The organism is Paenibacillus phyllosphaerae (genome assembly GCF_014192105.1).
GTDB lineage: Bacteria > Bacillota > Bacilli > Paenibacillales > Paenibacillaceae > Paenibacillus_Z > Paenibacillus_Z phyllosphaerae.
Map to the genome: position 1 here is coordinate 36,544 of NZ_JACHXK010000007.1, position 15,059 is coordinate 51,602.

Annotated in this window: 16 protein-coding genes; 15 read left to right on the plus strand and 1 reads right to left on the minus strand. The window is 49.2% G+C overall.

Annotated elements, in window-relative coordinates; translation table 11 throughout:
• Window positions 1-62 precede the first annotated feature (62 nt).
• The 15 genes from FHS18_RS16560 (at window position 63) to FHS18_RS16630 (ending at window position 13,979) form a co-directional block, all read left to right on the plus strand.
• A complete protein-coding gene (locus FHS18_RS16560) occupies window positions 63-1,376 on the plus strand; it encodes an extracellular solute-binding protein (protein ID WP_183601209.1) in 1,314 nt (437 codons plus the stop codon).
• A gap of 255 nt (window positions 1,377-1,631) precedes the next feature.
• Window positions 1,632-2,513 carry a carbohydrate ABC transporter permease gene (locus tag FHS18_RS16565; protein WP_246427723.1) on the plus strand — a complete coding sequence of 294 codons (882 nt, stop codon included), beginning with the start codon at window positions 1,632-1,634 and terminating at the stop codon, window positions 2,511-2,513.
• Window positions 2,510-3,334 carry a carbohydrate ABC transporter permease gene (locus FHS18_RS16570; protein WP_183601210.1) on the plus strand — a complete coding sequence of 275 codons (825 nt, stop codon included), beginning with the start codon at window positions 2,510-2,512 and terminating at the stop codon, window positions 3,332-3,334. Before FHS18_RS16565 ends, FHS18_RS16570 begins: the two co-directional genes overlap by 4 nt.
• Before the next feature lie 32 nt (window positions 3,335-3,366).
• Window positions 3,367-6,405 (plus strand): beta-galactosidase, LacZ type, encoded by a 3,039-nt coding sequence (lacZ, locus tag FHS18_RS16575; RefSeq protein WP_183601211.1) that lies wholly within the window; start codon window positions 3,367-3,369, stop codon window positions 6,403-6,405.
• A 109-nt stretch (window positions 6,406-6,514) separates the two neighbouring features.
• Window positions 6,515-6,790, plus strand: a complete 276-nt coding sequence (locus FHS18_RS16580) for a hypothetical protein (protein ID WP_183601212.1) — start codon at window positions 6,515-6,517, stop codon at window positions 6,788-6,790.
• 32 nt (window positions 6,791-6,822) lie between these two features.
• On the plus strand, window positions 6,823-7,218 hold the full coding sequence (locus tag FHS18_RS16585; protein WP_183601424.1) for a GNAT family N-acetyltransferase: 396 nt from the start codon (window positions 6,823-6,825) through the stop codon (window positions 7,216-7,218).
• 510 nt (window positions 7,219-7,728) lie between these two features.
• Entirely contained in the window at window positions 7,729-8,244 is a 516-nt protein-coding gene (locus FHS18_RS16590; protein ID WP_183601213.1) for a DUF421 domain-containing protein, read from the plus strand.
• A gap of 124 nt (window positions 8,245-8,368) precedes the next feature.
• Window positions 8,369-8,821, plus strand: coding sequence for a VOC family protein (locus FHS18_RS16595; protein WP_183601214.1), 453 nt, complete (start codon window positions 8,369-8,371; stop codon window positions 8,819-8,821).
• Between the two features lie 210 nt (window positions 8,822-9,031).
• Window positions 9,032-9,664: a hypothetical protein gene (locus FHS18_RS16600; protein ID WP_183601215.1), complete on the plus strand. Its 633-nt coding sequence runs from the start codon at window positions 9,032-9,034 to the stop codon at window positions 9,662-9,664.
• 13 nt (window positions 9,665-9,677) lie between these two features.
• Entirely contained in the window at window positions 9,678-10,292 is a 615-nt protein-coding gene (locus FHS18_RS16605) for a DUF1349 domain-containing protein (protein ID WP_183601216.1), read from the plus strand.
• Complete coding sequence (locus FHS18_RS16610) at window positions 10,289-11,236, plus strand: helix-turn-helix transcriptional regulator (RefSeq protein WP_183601217.1); 948 nt, start codon at window positions 10,289-10,291, stop codon at window positions 11,234-11,236. Before FHS18_RS16605 ends, FHS18_RS16610 begins: the two co-directional genes overlap by 4 nt.
• A gap of 68 nt (window positions 11,237-11,304) precedes the next feature.
• Entirely contained in the window at window positions 11,305-11,859 is a 555-nt protein-coding gene (locus tag FHS18_RS16615; RefSeq protein ID WP_183601218.1) for a DinB family protein, read from the plus strand.
• 18 nt (window positions 11,860-11,877) lie between these two features.
• Window positions 11,878-12,348 (plus strand): EVE domain-containing protein, encoded by a 471-nt coding sequence (locus FHS18_RS16620; protein WP_183601219.1) that lies wholly within the window; start codon window positions 11,878-11,880, stop codon window positions 12,346-12,348.
• Window positions 12,349-12,534: 186 nt separating this feature from the next.
• Entirely contained in the window at window positions 12,535-13,110 is a 576-nt protein-coding gene (locus tag FHS18_RS16625) for a nucleotidyltransferase domain-containing protein (RefSeq protein WP_183601220.1), read from the plus strand.
• 26 nt (window positions 13,111-13,136) lie between these two features.
• Entirely contained in the window at window positions 13,137-13,979 is an 843-nt protein-coding gene (locus FHS18_RS16630; protein ID WP_183601221.1) for a copper amine oxidase N-terminal domain-containing protein, read from the plus strand.
• An 80-nt stretch (window positions 13,980-14,059) separates the two neighbouring features.
• Here the strand turns inward: FHS18_RS16630 and FHS18_RS16635 are convergent, their stop codons facing one another.
• The gene (locus tag FHS18_RS16635) at window positions 14,060-15,049 is read right to left on the minus strand and encodes a stalk domain-containing protein (RefSeq protein WP_183601222.1); all 990 of its coding nucleotides are present in this window, start codon (window positions 15,047-15,049) and stop codon (window positions 14,060-14,062) included.
• Window positions 15,050-15,059: the final 10 nt, after the last annotated feature.

Here is a 15,059-nt window from a genome sequence, read left to right on the forward strand (position 1 = left end):
ATGTTAAGCTTTGTGTATAGAAAGCAACCGCTTTCTTAAACGAGACAAGGGGGATTACTGAAGTGAAAAAGATGCTATTGACCCTGGCTGCGGCCGTAATGACGTTAACTGCATGCGGCGGCAATAACGCGAATGAACAAAACGCGGCGAACAATGCAGGCAATACAGGCAATGCTGCGGCAGCAACGAAGGATGTTACCGTATGGGCATGGGACCCTAACTTCAACATCGCGGCGATGAAGCTGGCTCAAGAATCGTACAAAGCCATCAATCCGGATGTGAACGTGAATATCGTTGAATACGCGCAAGCGGACATTATCCAGAAGCTGAACACCGGCCTCAACTCCGGTACGACGAGCGGTCTGCCGAACGTGGTACTGATCGAGGACTACCGCGCGCAGAGCTTCCTGAAAGCTTACCCGGACGCGTTCTACAAAATGGACGACTTGATCAAATCCAGCGATTTTGCGGATTACAAAATTGCCTCCACTAGCCTTGACGGCGTACAATATGGCGTTCCGTTCGACTCCGGCGTTACGGGCCTCTACGTTCGTACCGACTATCTCCAAGAAGCAGGTTACAGCGTAGCGGACATCACGAATGTCGACTGGGATAAGTTCATCGAGATCGGTAAAGCTGTCAAAGCGAAAACCGGCAAGTACATGCTGACGCAAGACCCGAACGACCTTGGCCTGATCCGGATGATGATTCAATCCGCTGGCGCTTGGTACTTGAAGGCAGACGGCACGACGCCTGACCTGAAGGATAACGCGGCACTGAAGGATGCTTTTGCAACGTACAAAACGCTGATGGAATCCGATACGGTGAAAATCACTGCAGACTGGAGTCAATTCCTTGCTGCATTCAATAGCGGCGACGTAGCTACAGTTCCGACAGGCAACTGGATTACGCCTTCGGTCAAAGCAGAAGCTTCCCAATCCGGCAAATGGGCGGTCGTACCTATGCCGAAGCTGAAGAACACGGCTAGCTCCGTGAACGCTTCGAACCTTGGCGGCAGCTCCTGGTATGTTCTCAATGTCGACGGCAAAGAAACAGCAGCTGAGTTCCTCGCGAAGACACTCGGTTCTGATGTTGAACTGTACCAGAAGCTCGTTACCGACATTGGCGTAATCGGCACGCTTAAGGCCGCGGCAACAGGCGAAGCTTACAATGCGACTGACGAGTTCTTCGGCGGCCAAAAAACAGTCTCCGATTTCGCGGCATGGACGCAGCAAATTCCGCAGGTTAACTACGGCATGCATACGTACGCGATCGAAGATATCCTCGTAGCCGAGATGCAGAACTATATGGGCGGCACGGATCTGAATAAAGTGCTGGAGAACGCGCAAGCCCAAGCGGAATCCCAACTGCAATAGTCTTAGGGTCGTACCGCAACAACCAAGCATACCGTCCTGATAAAGGGCGGTTTGCTTGTAATATAAGAATTTATAAGGTGCACACCTTATAAATTCTTATATTTCTTCGGAATGAAACGCATTGCGCCATTACTGAGGGCGACAGCCGTTTCACCTTGTTCAATAAGCTTTTTAGATAGAAATATTAGATAGAGGTTTGGGATAGAGAAAGGAGTTGGATGAGCGTTGAAACAGGCTGCTGCAACAAACAACAACCTGCAACCAAGACGTAACCGGCTGCAACCGACTTGGACGGGATGGCTATTCATCTCGATTGCGGTAATTATGATTTGTGCATTTTATTTCTACCCGATGATCCAAGCGCTCTTGCTGTCCTTCAAGACAGGAACAGGCGCCAACATTCACTACACGGGATTGGATAACTACAAACGGTTGTTCACGGACACCGTATTCTTAACCGCTTTGAAAAATACGTTCCTGTATCTGATCGTACAGGTTCCGATCATGATCGTTCTGGCCTTGTTTATTTCCGTTTTGCTCAATGACAGTAAGCTTCGTTTCAAAGGATTTTTCCGTACGGCGATCTTCTTGCCTTGCGTAACATCGCTGGTTGCTTACTCGGTCGTATTCAAATATCTGTTCGGCGGCGACGGTCTGGTTAATAAGCTGTTCATGAATTTGCATTTGATCTCGGAACCGATTCAATGGATTACCGATCCATTCTGGGCGAAGATCACGATTATTATCGCGATCACTTGGCGTTGGACGGGTTACAATATGATCTTCTATCTGTCTGCACTGCAGAACATTGATTCTTCGATCTACGAAGCGGCACGAATTGACGGCGCATCGCCAATCCGCCAATTCTTCACGATTACGATTCCGCTCCTAAAACCGATTATTCTGTTTACTTCCATCACATCGACGATCGGTACGCTCCAATTATTCGATGAGGTCGTGAACATTACGAAGGGCGGTCCGGGCAACGCAACGCTCTCGATCTCCCAATACATCTACAATTTGTCGTTCAAGTATACGCCGGACTTCGGCTACGCGGCGACCGTATCGTATTCGATCGTAGTACTGATCGTACTGCTCTCCATCATTCAGTTCAAAGCGGCAGGTGATAAGAAATGAAAGCACTCAAAAGAAGTCCGATCTATATCTTTTTGATCATCGCTGCGGCCATTTCCATCTTCCCTTTCCTATGGATCGTAGCCAGCGCGACCAATGCTTCGGTTGACGTATCGAATGGCCGATTGCTTCCAGGCGCCGAGCTTCTGAACAACTTCCGTAATCTGACGGAGCAAGTCGAACTTGGCCAAGCGCTATGGAATTCGGCGAAAATCTCGGTGACCACCACCGTGCTTGCGCTCTTGATCGCATCCCTTGCAGGTTATGGTTTTGAGATCTACAGAAGCAAGGCGAAGGACATTGTATTCAGCATTATGCTCTTGTCCATGATGATTCCTTTCGCGGCGATTATGGTACCGCTGTTCCAGATGTTCGCGAAGTTCTCCGGCGTATTGCCGGTAATCGGCATCGATACCGTTGCTTCGGTAATCTTGCCTACATTCACGACGGCGTTCTTGATCTTCTATTTCCGCCAAAGCTCGAAGATGTTCCCGAAAGAAATGCTCGAAGCCGGCCGTATCGACGGTCTGACCGAACTGGGTCTGTTCTTCCGGATCTACGTGCCGACGATGCGTACTAGCTATGCGGCAGGCGCCATCATTACGTTCATGTCCAGCTGGAACAACTATCTATGGCCGCTGGTCGTGCTGCAATCCCCTGAGAAGCGGACGATTCCTCTCTTGATTTCGAATTTGGGATCGAGCTACACGCCGGATTACGGTATGATTATGACAGCGATTGTCATTTCGACATTGCCGACGGCGCTCGTATTCTTCCTGATGCAAAAACACTTTGTCGCAGGTATGGTAGGTTCAGTGAAATAAACGTTTGTGAAGACGGTTAGGAGTGCTACGCAATGACAGTTAATCAACCAAGCCTGGATTGGCTAAGCAACCCAGGGACATTCAAAGTAAACCGGCTGGATGCGCATTCCGACCATCGTTACTATGCAACACGGCAAGAAGCGCTGGTGAACGGTCCGATGAAGATGCGCCATAGCTTGAACGGAAGTTGGAAGTTCCATTACTCGGAGAACCCGAGCTCCCGTCCGGCGTTATTCTTCTCGACCGAATACAGCACCACAGCCTGGAGCGAGATCCAGGTACCTGGACATATTCAGCTGCAGGGCTGGGGCAATCCGCAATACGTCAATACGATGTATCCTTGGGACGGGTTGGAGGATCTTCGTCCTCCCCATATCTCACAGGACCATAATCCGGTCGGCAGCTACGTGAAGACGTTCCAATTGCCGAAGGGCTTCGAGAACGACCCGGTATATATCTCGTTCCAAGGCGTAGAGTCAGCCTTCTACGTATGGCTGAACGGCAAATTCGTCGGCTACGCGGAAGATAGCTTCACGCCATCCGAATTCGACCTGACGCCGTATTTGGCGGAAGGGGAGAACAAACTTGCGGTCGAAGTGTACCAACGCAGCACGGGCGGCTGGCTGGAGGACCAGGATTTCTGGCGGTTCTCGGGTATTTTCCGCGAGGTGTATCTGTATACGGTGCCGAAGCTGCATGTGCGTGATCTCGCGGTCCGCGGCGAGCTGGATAGAACTTATAAGCAAGGTACGTTAGTCGCTGACCTTCAACTAGACAGCCAAGTACAGGGCGCCCCAGCAAGCGCCAAGCTTGAGCTGCTCGATGCGGAAGGCAACACGGTCGCAGAAGGCGTGCAAGCGTTCCATGAGGGACGTCTTCGGCTTGAACTGAATGCTGGCGAGGTACGGACATGGAGCGCAGAACAGCCGTATCTGTATCAACTCGTCATCTCCGTATTGGATGAACAAGGCGAGTTAACCGAAGCCATCGTACAGAAGGTCGGCTTCCGACGCTTCGAGATGATCGACAAGATCATGCATCTGAACGGCAAGCGAATTCTCTTCAAAGGCGTTAACCGCCACGAGTTCAACGTCCGCCATGGCCGCGCGATCAGCAAGGAAGATATGCTGCAGGACATCGTCATCATGAAGCAAAACAACATTAACGCGGTGCGTACCTCCCACTATCCAAACCAGTCGTTGTGGTATGAGCTGTGCGATGAATACGGCCTCTATGTCATCGACGAGATGAATCTCGAGACGCATGGCTCTTGGCAGAAGATGGGCGCCGTCGAGCCTTCGTGGAATATTCCGGGCAGTCTGCCGGAGTGGAACGACATCGTCATGGACCGTGCGATCTCCATGCTCGAGCGCGACAAGAATCACCCTTCGATCCTGATCTGGTCGTGCGGCAACGAGTCGTACGTAGGCGAGGTTATCCTGAACTGCGCGAATTATTTCCGCGAGGCGGATCCGGGACGTCTGGTCCATTACGAGGGCGTATTCTATGACCGCAATTATAGCGCGACGAGCGATATGGAGAGCCGGATGTATGCCAAGCCTGCGGATATTGAGGCTTATCTGAACGATAATCCGAGCAAGCCATATATCAGCTGCGAATACATGCACGCGATGGGTAACTCCGTTGGCGGCATGCACAAGTATACCGAACTGGAATCCAAGTATCCGATGTACCAAGGCGGCTTCATCTGGGACTTCATCGATCAGTCGCTGATCAAGAAGAACCGTTATGGCCAAGAGTACCTCGCGTACGGCGGCGATTTCGACGACCGTCCGACCGATTACAGCTTCTGCGGCAACGGAATCGTGTTCGCGGACCGTACAATTACGCCGAAGATGCAAGAAGTGAAGTTCCTGTATCAGAACGTGAAGCTCGTTCCGAGCGCAAGCGGCGTGCGCGTGATCAATGAAAACTTGTTCACGGGAACCGGTCATCTGAAGCTGGAATACCAGCTGTCTTATGAAGGTCAGGTGCTCTTCTCGGGACAACAGGATGTGGATGTGCCGGCAGAGTCGGAGACATTCGTACCGATCCAATTCCCGGTGCCCGATATTGCAAGCGGAGAATATGTGCTGGATGCAGCAGTCGTGCTGAAGGAAGATACGATTTGGGCCAAAGCCGGCCATGAAGTAGCCTTCGGCCAACAGATCGTTCAAGCAGGTCAACGCCCGGCACCTGTCGCGACAGGCAGCATTCGCGTTGTGGAAGGTGACGTCAACATCGGCGTCATGGGTAACGGCTGGACGGCTATCTTCTCGAAGCAAGTCGGTTCGCTGGCCTCGCTGCGCTACAGCGGACGCGAGATGATCACCGTTCCTCCAATGCCGCTGTTCTGGCGGGCAACGACGGATAATGACAAAGGTTACGCGCAAGGCTATACCGGCGGTGTCTGGTATGCGGCGAGCCTGGCTCGCAAATGTACGGGAGTAACGCTGAGCAAGGGCGAAGATACCGCAACCGTTACGTTCACCTATCAGTTCAGCACCCTTCCGGGAGTTGAAGTGACGATCGCCTACACGGTCGATGGCGAAGGACATGTTCGCGTTCAGTCCGCATACAAAGGTGCCGAAGGATTGCCAGAGTTGCCGATCTTCGCGGTATCGTTCAAAACGACGGCCGACTACAACCAGACCGAATGGTTCGCGATGGGGCCGGAAGAAAACTATGCGGATCGCGTGCATGGCGCAAGGTTAACTACCTTCAAGCGTAAGGTAGAGGAGCTGCCTTCCCGCTATCTGGTGCCGCAAGAGTCGGGCAATCGCACAGGCGTACGCAGCTTGAAGCTGACTGACGCCAAAGGACATGGCATTCACATTCAAGCGCTGCAATCGCCGGTGGAAGGCAACGTATCGCCATACACCGCGATGGAGCTGGAGAATGCCGCCCATGTATGGGAGCTGCCGAGCGTGCATTACACCGTCGTCACCATCGCAGGACGCCAAATGGGCGTCGGCGGCGACGACAGCTGGGGCGCGCCTGTCCATCCGGAATACCGGATTCGGGCAGAAGAAGACATGACGTTCGAATTTACGATATCGCCGCTTAACTAGCGGCGGGAATAGATAAGCGGCCTTGGTCCTGTATGTTACGGGACCGAGGCCGTTTGTTATTGTTTGCAGATAATCTGGTAAGGACGACGACTTAAGGAAGATCGTGGCGATGAATTATGGTAATATAAGGGTTAGTGTTTTGGGATTTGAACAGGCATCCTGTAACGTGGTAACGGTATATCAGCTAGCCTACTTGCATTCATTGCTGCTAGAAACGCGAATCGACCGCCTGGAAACCTTTATGCGAAAGCAGAAAAAAACGCCGGCGATCTACATCAACTATGTCTTTGCGAACAGACTGGAGGATGAAGCGAAATCGATTATGGAGCAGCTAATGCTCAAATATAAGCAACCCGAGAAACACCATTCAAACGAAAAACATTAACCGCGTAGATAATCGTTCTTAGGGGGTGCATGATGGAACAGGAAATTGCCATAAATTTACCGATCAACCCGGATGAAGTCCCGATTCTAAGAGAACTTGTGGGTTGGGATGGGAGACATTCGGATTACCCCCGTTTATTTGAGCGATGCAATTTTTGGGCAGGACTCCGGGATGAAAAGAACGAGCTTATCGCATTCGGTTACATCGCAGGAATGGGACTGCAGCATGGATATATGGAAGACATTATTGTTCATCCCCATCATCAAAGCAAAGGAATCGGGCAAGCACTGGTAATAAAATTGCTCCAAGAGGCTGAGCGATTTGGGCTAGAGATTGTAACATTGACCTTCGATTCTAAACATGAACCGTTTTATGAAGCGGCAGGTTTTGTTTCTTGTTGTGGGGGAGTTTGGAGAAAAAAAGAGTAAGCTCCAAAAAACCCGTTGTATCTACTTTTAGGGTATAGTATCCTAAACTACGTAATTAGTTGGTTTGAAAGGTATCTACAGTCGTGCTGATGAGATATCCCATGACGAATGGTTTGCTAAAGGAGATGATTTTTTTTGGAAGCGTTACCATCATCGCTTTGCAAAAGAGCAGACGAAGTAGTTTTAAGGATGAAGGAAATACGATTGGCAACCTACCAACACATCGAGAAGTGCCAAGTTGAGCGACGAAACGTGCAAAGCAGCCTTGAACGGGTTAGAGATGAACTCTTACGAAATCGGGCTTTGCGAAATAGGCCAACTTCATAGTGAGGTCGGATTGGAGCGTAACGTTCTCAAGGGACTATTCACTCAAATAACCAACTAAAGCTGCCGGTGCAATCGGCAGCTTTATTACGTAAAGGCCTTTTTTATGCCTGCGTTAGTGGATTGTAACTGAGATGGGAAATATATGTTCATGAGATCCCAAACGAGAAGTGGAGGAGGACATGGATGGATGTATCCTGGCATTTGGTCTGGAAATGCACGTTGCTTGTCTTAGTAGGTATAGCACTGCTGCGCTTATCAGGCCGAAAATCAATTGCGCAAATGAACGTTGCGACGACGGTAATCATGATCTCCATAGGAGAGTTGATCGCCCAAGGAATTATCGAGAAGAGCATTTGGAGAGCGATTGCCGCAGTCGCATTATTTTTGATCGTGTTGGTTATACTTGAGATTTTAGAAATTCGCTCTAGCAGACTGAAGAAAATGATTACAGGAGAAGCGGTTGTTGTCATTCGGGATGGCAAGTTGGATATGCAGATGTTACGGAAACTTCGCATTACGGTTAGTCAGCTAGAGATGCGGCTGCGACAGTTGGGCATTTCAAATATAGCAGATATTAAACAGGGCTTCATCGAGACGAACGGAGAACTTGGTTATGAGCTTACGGAGGAAGCAAAACCCGTAACAAAGCGCGATCTAGACATGTTGTTAACCCTCCTTGGAGGGAAAAGGGGAGTGTAAATGCAGGAGATACAATCGCAATTCCGAATTGTTAAAGAATGAAAATAGTAGGAAATAGCCATTCTTGCTAGAAGAAATAGAAAATGATCAGGCAATAAATTTGTGCATAGGAGGAGATTAAACTATGGCAAAAAACAAATTGCTAAGGATGGATAATGTTGGCATCGTCGTAGAATCCCTTGATGACGCAATCGCTTTCTTCGAGGAAATTGGCTTGAAGCTCGAAGGGCGAGCTACAATTGAAGGCGAATGGGCTGGCCGCGTAACCGGGCTAGGTTCACAGCATGTAGAGATTGCTATGATGGCTACCCCAGATGGCCACAGCCGAATTGAACTTTCGCGATTTCTCAACCCATCTACCATTTCAGATCACCGAAATGCTCCTGTCAATGCCCTCGGTTATCTACGCGTCATGTTCGCCGTTGAAGACATTGACGAAATGGTATCCAGACTCACGAAGTTCGGTGCTCAGGTCGTTGGCGAAGTGGTTCAGTACGAGAACTCCTATCGGCTCTGCTACATTCGTGGAACGGAAGGAATTCTAATCGGTTTGGCGGAACAACTCGGCAAAAAGTAAGTGACGTGTTACTAGAGTATGATCGCATCGAATCATCCGAGAGCAGTTTGCCGCAGGCAACTGTTCTTTGTGTTATTTAGCTATTGATGCTCAGTCATGAGGAACTTGCTGTTTTCTCAAAGGGCCGATCACTTCCAATATGTGTTATATTAGGAATGGAATTCGAGAATGGATGTTGGAGGCTTATACGGAATGAAAGGGTGAGGATTCATGGAAGTAAATGTGTTAGAACGTTTACCAGATCCAATAATCTTAAAAAAGCTAATGAAAATCCAAGCATCTCTAAATATTATTCTTTGTCAAGATGAATGGCTTCGTTACCATAGTTTTATTCAAGAGTGGGCTGCGGGTGTTAGTATGGCGAAAATAGATAATGGGGCAGGCGATCATCTCATTATTTTGTTTTCTTCCGAAGGCTCCATAATAAAAGGCTTTGATCATGAATCTGAATTAAGCCCACATGCTCAAGATGATTATCAAGTATTGCAAGGGATTTATGATGACGTTCCAAAGGAATTGTTAGCTTTACTCGAAAACGATGCAATTCAAAAAGATGATGCGACCTTTTGTATTTGGCGCGAAAAAAGTGACACCAACTGGCATAAGGGGAACGTCGATATTCCAAAAGGTACAAGCGATGGCTCTGATTTTTTAGTGGGCTGTATATTCCATACGCCAGAGGATTTTGTGGAATTTGCAAATGATTATTTTGAATTATCGCTACCATTAGATGTTGTTGCAAAAATTTACGATGATATCCCCATTACGGCAGAGATGATCCATATCTTAAATCCCGGCTGTGATGTAAAGGAAGTTCTTCAAGAATTAGAGTTATTACGCTAAAGGGGACATATCAATGACACAACAGAGCAGGAGACTTGTGGAATGGAAGTCAGGAGTATGGCTTAATCCTCCTCAAAGTTTCCGAGAAGAAGACGGATTGTTGAAGGTCGTTCCTGAGAAAGGGAGGGACTTCTGGAAAAAAACATTATATGGATTTGAGTTCGAAGATGGGCCAGCATTGCTTGCTAATTGGGATCCTAATACTGCGGTTGAGGTATCTTTTCAACTCAGTTCCTTTACGGAGCTGTATGATCAAGCCGGTTTGCTATTGTATCATGGTCCCGGCCAATGGATTAAAACAGGCATTGAAATGAATGATGGCATTCCTCAACTTGCAACGGTGGTTACGGACGGCTATTCGGACTGGTCGCTTACGGCTGTGCCGGAGTGGGCAGGCGAAGAAGTTACGTTGCGCGCCTCAATCATGAAGGATGCCGTCATTATCCGGGCCCGAAGCAAACAACACGCCTGGCGGACGATTCGTGTAGCAAGGTTTCCATACCCAACGAGTAATCAGGCAGGTCCGTTTACATGCTCGCCAACCCGGGAAGGCTTGGAAGTTATCTTTACCCGATGGGAAATTACTGCGCCTGATCAAGACCTCCACATCAATCCTCCAGTCGAATGAATAAAACCGACCGACAACTTGCCATCATGCTCGAATTGCAACGGACCAAGGTACTGAGAGCAGAAGACATGGCTTCTTTATTCGAGACGAGCGTGCGCACCATATACCGAGACATTCAAGCCCTTAGTGAAATGGGCGTCCCGATCTTCGGGGCTCCCGGTCATGGTTACTCCCTCATGGAAGGATATTTCTTACCGCCTATCAGCTTCTCGGCTGAAGAGACGGTGGCCTTGCTAATGGGAACCGATTTTATCGAACAGAGGTTGGATGGTAAATACGGAATCGTGGCTCAAGCCGTTAGACGCAAGATTGAAGCGATCCTGCCGGAGCAAGTGCGCGTGGAGGCGGCACGCGTTCGGGAAACCATGCGGCTGCTTAACACGGGCGAGCCCGTGACCGGAGCGGGGGAACAGGATTACCTCGGACAAGTGAGGAATGCCATTTTAGAGCGGCGGAAAATAAGAATTGCCTACCACAAAAAAATGCCGGATCTGGACCAAAACAGGAAGAGTCTGCGTGAGGTCGCTCCATATGGACTGGTGCTTATGCAGGGGAATTGGATATTAATCGCGCACTGTGACCTGCGGCAGGATATCCGTCATTTCCGTTTATCGCGAATGTCAGAACTCATTGTGTTGGATGAGCGCTTTGAGATGCCGCACGGGTTCAATCTGAGTCATTACCGTCCGCCGGATGACCGTAACGAATCCATATTGGTTCGAGCTCAACCAGACATCGTTGATAAAATCGCGGAGACCAGCCATTTCTATCTAGAATCGATCGAAGAGCGGACCGACGAGGTCCTGATCCACTTTCGCGTCCGAACGCCGGAGGAAATGCTGTACCTTATCCTCAGCTGGGGAGGCGACGTCGAGGTGCTGGAACCGGAATCGTTGCGTCTTCGGATACGGGAAGAAGCCGAAAAAATCTTTAAACGCTACTGACACGCTGTTGTCAGGAGCGTTTTTTTATATTAGAGCTATACCCGATATGAATGAGGAGCGATGTTGAGATGAGAACTACAATGGAAGCATTACAGGCGTTTGAAGCTACGGTTGGACGGTATTTTGTTGAATTGGAAAACCTGGATATGACGCAATTGCTTGCAAAGCCGAACGAAGAGGAATGGTCAATCGGTCAGATGTATATGCATCTGATTCAATCCGCTCAATTCATGCATTTGCGCAATGTTGACCTGTGTTTGGCTGGGAACGACGTTCTCTCCGGACAGGAGTTGGACAAAACGGAGAACGGCAGGGCCGCTTTCGAGCGGGGAAGTTTTCCGCCCATTCGGATACGAGTCCCGGCTTCGCCGCAGTATACACCACAGCAACCGGAGAATAAGGAACAGCTCACGGAAGGGCTGCGCGGCGTGGTCGAACGGATGAGACGTACGGAGATCGCCTTGAGTCAGCCGCACCAAGGGAATAAAGCCATTCATCCGAATTTTGGCGCATTAGACGCGACAGAATGGTTTTTGCTGGTGGAAATGCATTACAGGCATCATCTTTTGCAGCTGGAACGCTTGCAACATTTCTTAGTCAATCAGAAATTCGATTTCCACTAAGGAAGGACGGACGACACGATGTCGAATATAGCCAACCAAAAACAAAGTCGTTACTGGATTGGGGTTGTATCGGCTTCACATGTACAACGAGGTGTACAGGGGGGATTCGCGCAGCTCTGTCATGGTAAGGCAGCGCCCTTGCGCCAAATGAGACCCGGCGATTGGCTCGTCTACTATTCTCCGCGGACGGACATGACGAACGGCAAGCCGCTCCAGTCCTTTACCGCTATAGGACAGGTTGCGGATGAACGAGTCTACGAATTCCGAATGTCCGATTCTTTTGTGCCATTCCGTCGCGATATTAACTATTACCCCTGCCGTGAAGTCAAGATTGCCGATCTGTTGGAACGCCTTTCGTTTACGCAGGGAAGCCGCTATTGGGGGCAGCGTTTCCGTTACGGTCATTTCGAGATCAGCGAAGAAGATTTTCTTCTCATCTCGAGTTCGATGCTTTGCGATATGGAGGCCCTCCACGGCATTCGGTCATGAGGCGGGAACTGCTCCTTATGCTCCCTCAGGAACCTTAACTAAGATAAATGACAATGGACAGTCGGTCAAAAAGATCGGCTGTCTTTGTTCATTATCCGAAATCAAGTGCAACCTTCCAGTATTTGGGTCCGTTTAAGGTGTGGGGCAGATGAGACGAACGGCTATAAATTGAAGTTGGGAGGGATCATGATTCATTCTGATTTGGATTTTATTAGGGACGAAATGAGGGATTTTCCGAAACCTTGGTTCATCGCCGGCGGTTGGGCAGTCGATCTAGCCTTAGGCAGAGTAACACGAGCGCATGAAGATATCGATATTTGCGTCTATCGGGAAGATGCCGGAGAAGTTCTTCGATATTTTGACGGATGGGCTATTAAAGTCGCCATACCAGGTGAGCATCGGCTGGTTGACTGTGAGCAAGTGAACGACTTATTGCTGCCTCGATATTGTCTGCATCTGTTCAGAGAAAACAATTTCATTGAAATTATGCTGACCGAACGAAAAGGAGAGAACGTTCTTTTTCGAAAAAACAAAGAAATAACGATGAGCGTGACCGATTTTGAGCGCTATGACCGTGAAGGCAGGCCATTTGTCAATCCGGTATGGCAGTTACTGTTCAAGAGCTTGAGCCCAAGAGACAAAGATAATGATGATTTCACCAATTATTTTCCTGACATGAATCATCAGGAGAAGCAATGGCTGACGGAAGGATTACGCCTAATGAATCCTGACTCGGAATGGTTACAGAGGCTTTCGGTCTAACATAAAACTGATTGTGGAGGGATCACATGAAAAAATGTTTCCTTGGAATCCTGTTGGGAAGTGCGCTAATGCTGGTAGCGCCAACTGCTTATGCGGCTGATATTCAAATCAAGGTTGATGGGGTCGCAATTGCTTCTGACGTAAAGCCAGAGTTAAAGAACAATCATACCATGGTGCCTCTCCGGGTCATAAGCGAACATCTAGGCGCCAATGTCGAGTGGTCCAACTCCGCCGTTACCATCACGAAAGGCGATATGAAGTTAATCTTGCATGTCAATCAAACAGCTGCTACGTTGAACGGAAAAGCGATAAGTCTGGATAGTAAACCGTATATCAAAAATAATCGCGTCTTCGTGCCGCTCCGATTTATTGCGGAGGCGTTCGGGAGTAACGTCAATTATCGCCAATCCGTCGTGACGGTTGATACGGAGCCATTGCTCATTAATGGCGTAGAGGTCCAGGCCGTTCAGGAACAGTATCATATGACTATGGGCGGCGTCGTGCAACAAGTTCATGGGCATGCATTCAACCATGCTATCTATGAGGCTTTTACGAACCTTAGAGGACAAAAGGTCGAACCTCCCGCCAGCTATTCATGGTCTCCGAATATCGATACGCCGGGACATTACTACAAGAATGCGCAGTATGATCTTGTCGATAGCAAAGGGAATAGCTTACAGCAATTCGATATCTATACTTTGCTGTATCCTAATGAAGCCACAACAGGGTACCCCATTTTCTTGTTGCACGATGCTTCGGCAGATGAATGGTACTTGTTCAGCGAAACTGCCAATCAGGCTATTCAAACCTTGATAGCCACGGCCTCTAGGAATGGCCACCTTCAGATCATCAGCAATACCGTCGTATAAGCGATATACAGCATGAAGCCCCTTCGTCATGGAACGAAAGGGGCTTATTCGCTTGTCAGACGAATGCCGAACCGCGCGAACTATTCTTTAGAGGTATACACCTCATTGGTATATAGTCCGGTAGTCATTTCGATGACGGCAAGGGTAACCTGATTCTTGTTCAGCGTCAACTGGACGAGTCGCTTCGATCCGTCTATCGTGACTTCCGTTGCCCCGGAGCCTGTGCTCGCAATCTTGACCTCCGCCGTAAAATCAGACACCCCGTTAGCGTCCTCATTGTCATAGACAAGCTTGGCCGTGCTTCCATCGAAGGAAAGCGTCAAAGTTTGCTTGTCGCGTTTCCACTTGCCTTGATAGTCGCTGAAATTGCCGGTAAAGGCTCCGGGATTCGGAATGCCGGTTTCATTGCCGGACTCCGTAACGGGCAAATCGCTGTTGCCGGTTAAGATGCCTGTATAGACGTGCCTTGTTGTTTTGTTCACAATCGTGATCAAGAGATCGCCGCTGGTAGGGGACAACGTAATGGAATAGCTCTCTCCCTTAAAGGTAGCATCGCCTTGTCCTCCTGGTCCGCTGAAATCCGCTGCGTAGCTCAGTCCATTAAATTCGGTTTTGGTGGTGGATTTCAACTCTACATTCGCTTTGACCGCGGAGACAAAATCAAGCTTAACGGTGAGATCGGCATTGCTCCATTCACCATCGTATTTGTCCCATTCCGAAGTTTGCGTGACCGGTTTGGTTACCTCCGGCTGCGGCTGCACAGGCTTCGTCACTGGCGCGGGCTCTGTTGACGCCTGACCGGAATCGATGAGGATCGACTGTGTCTTGCTGTCCCACACGACCTTCGCGCCAAGCTGCTCGGCTACGAATCTCGCGGGCACATATGTAGCGTTTTTATAAGATAAGACCGAATAGCCGCTGTCGAGTTTCTTTTCCTCGCCATCGAATTTGAATTTCACGGCATTCATGAGAAAAGCCGTAACGGCGGTGCTTTCCGAAGCGGCTACCGCTCCTGCGCCTGTAAGCAGGGACCCGAATAATGCGCCAACGATTAGCTGTTTGTACTTCACTGATTCATCT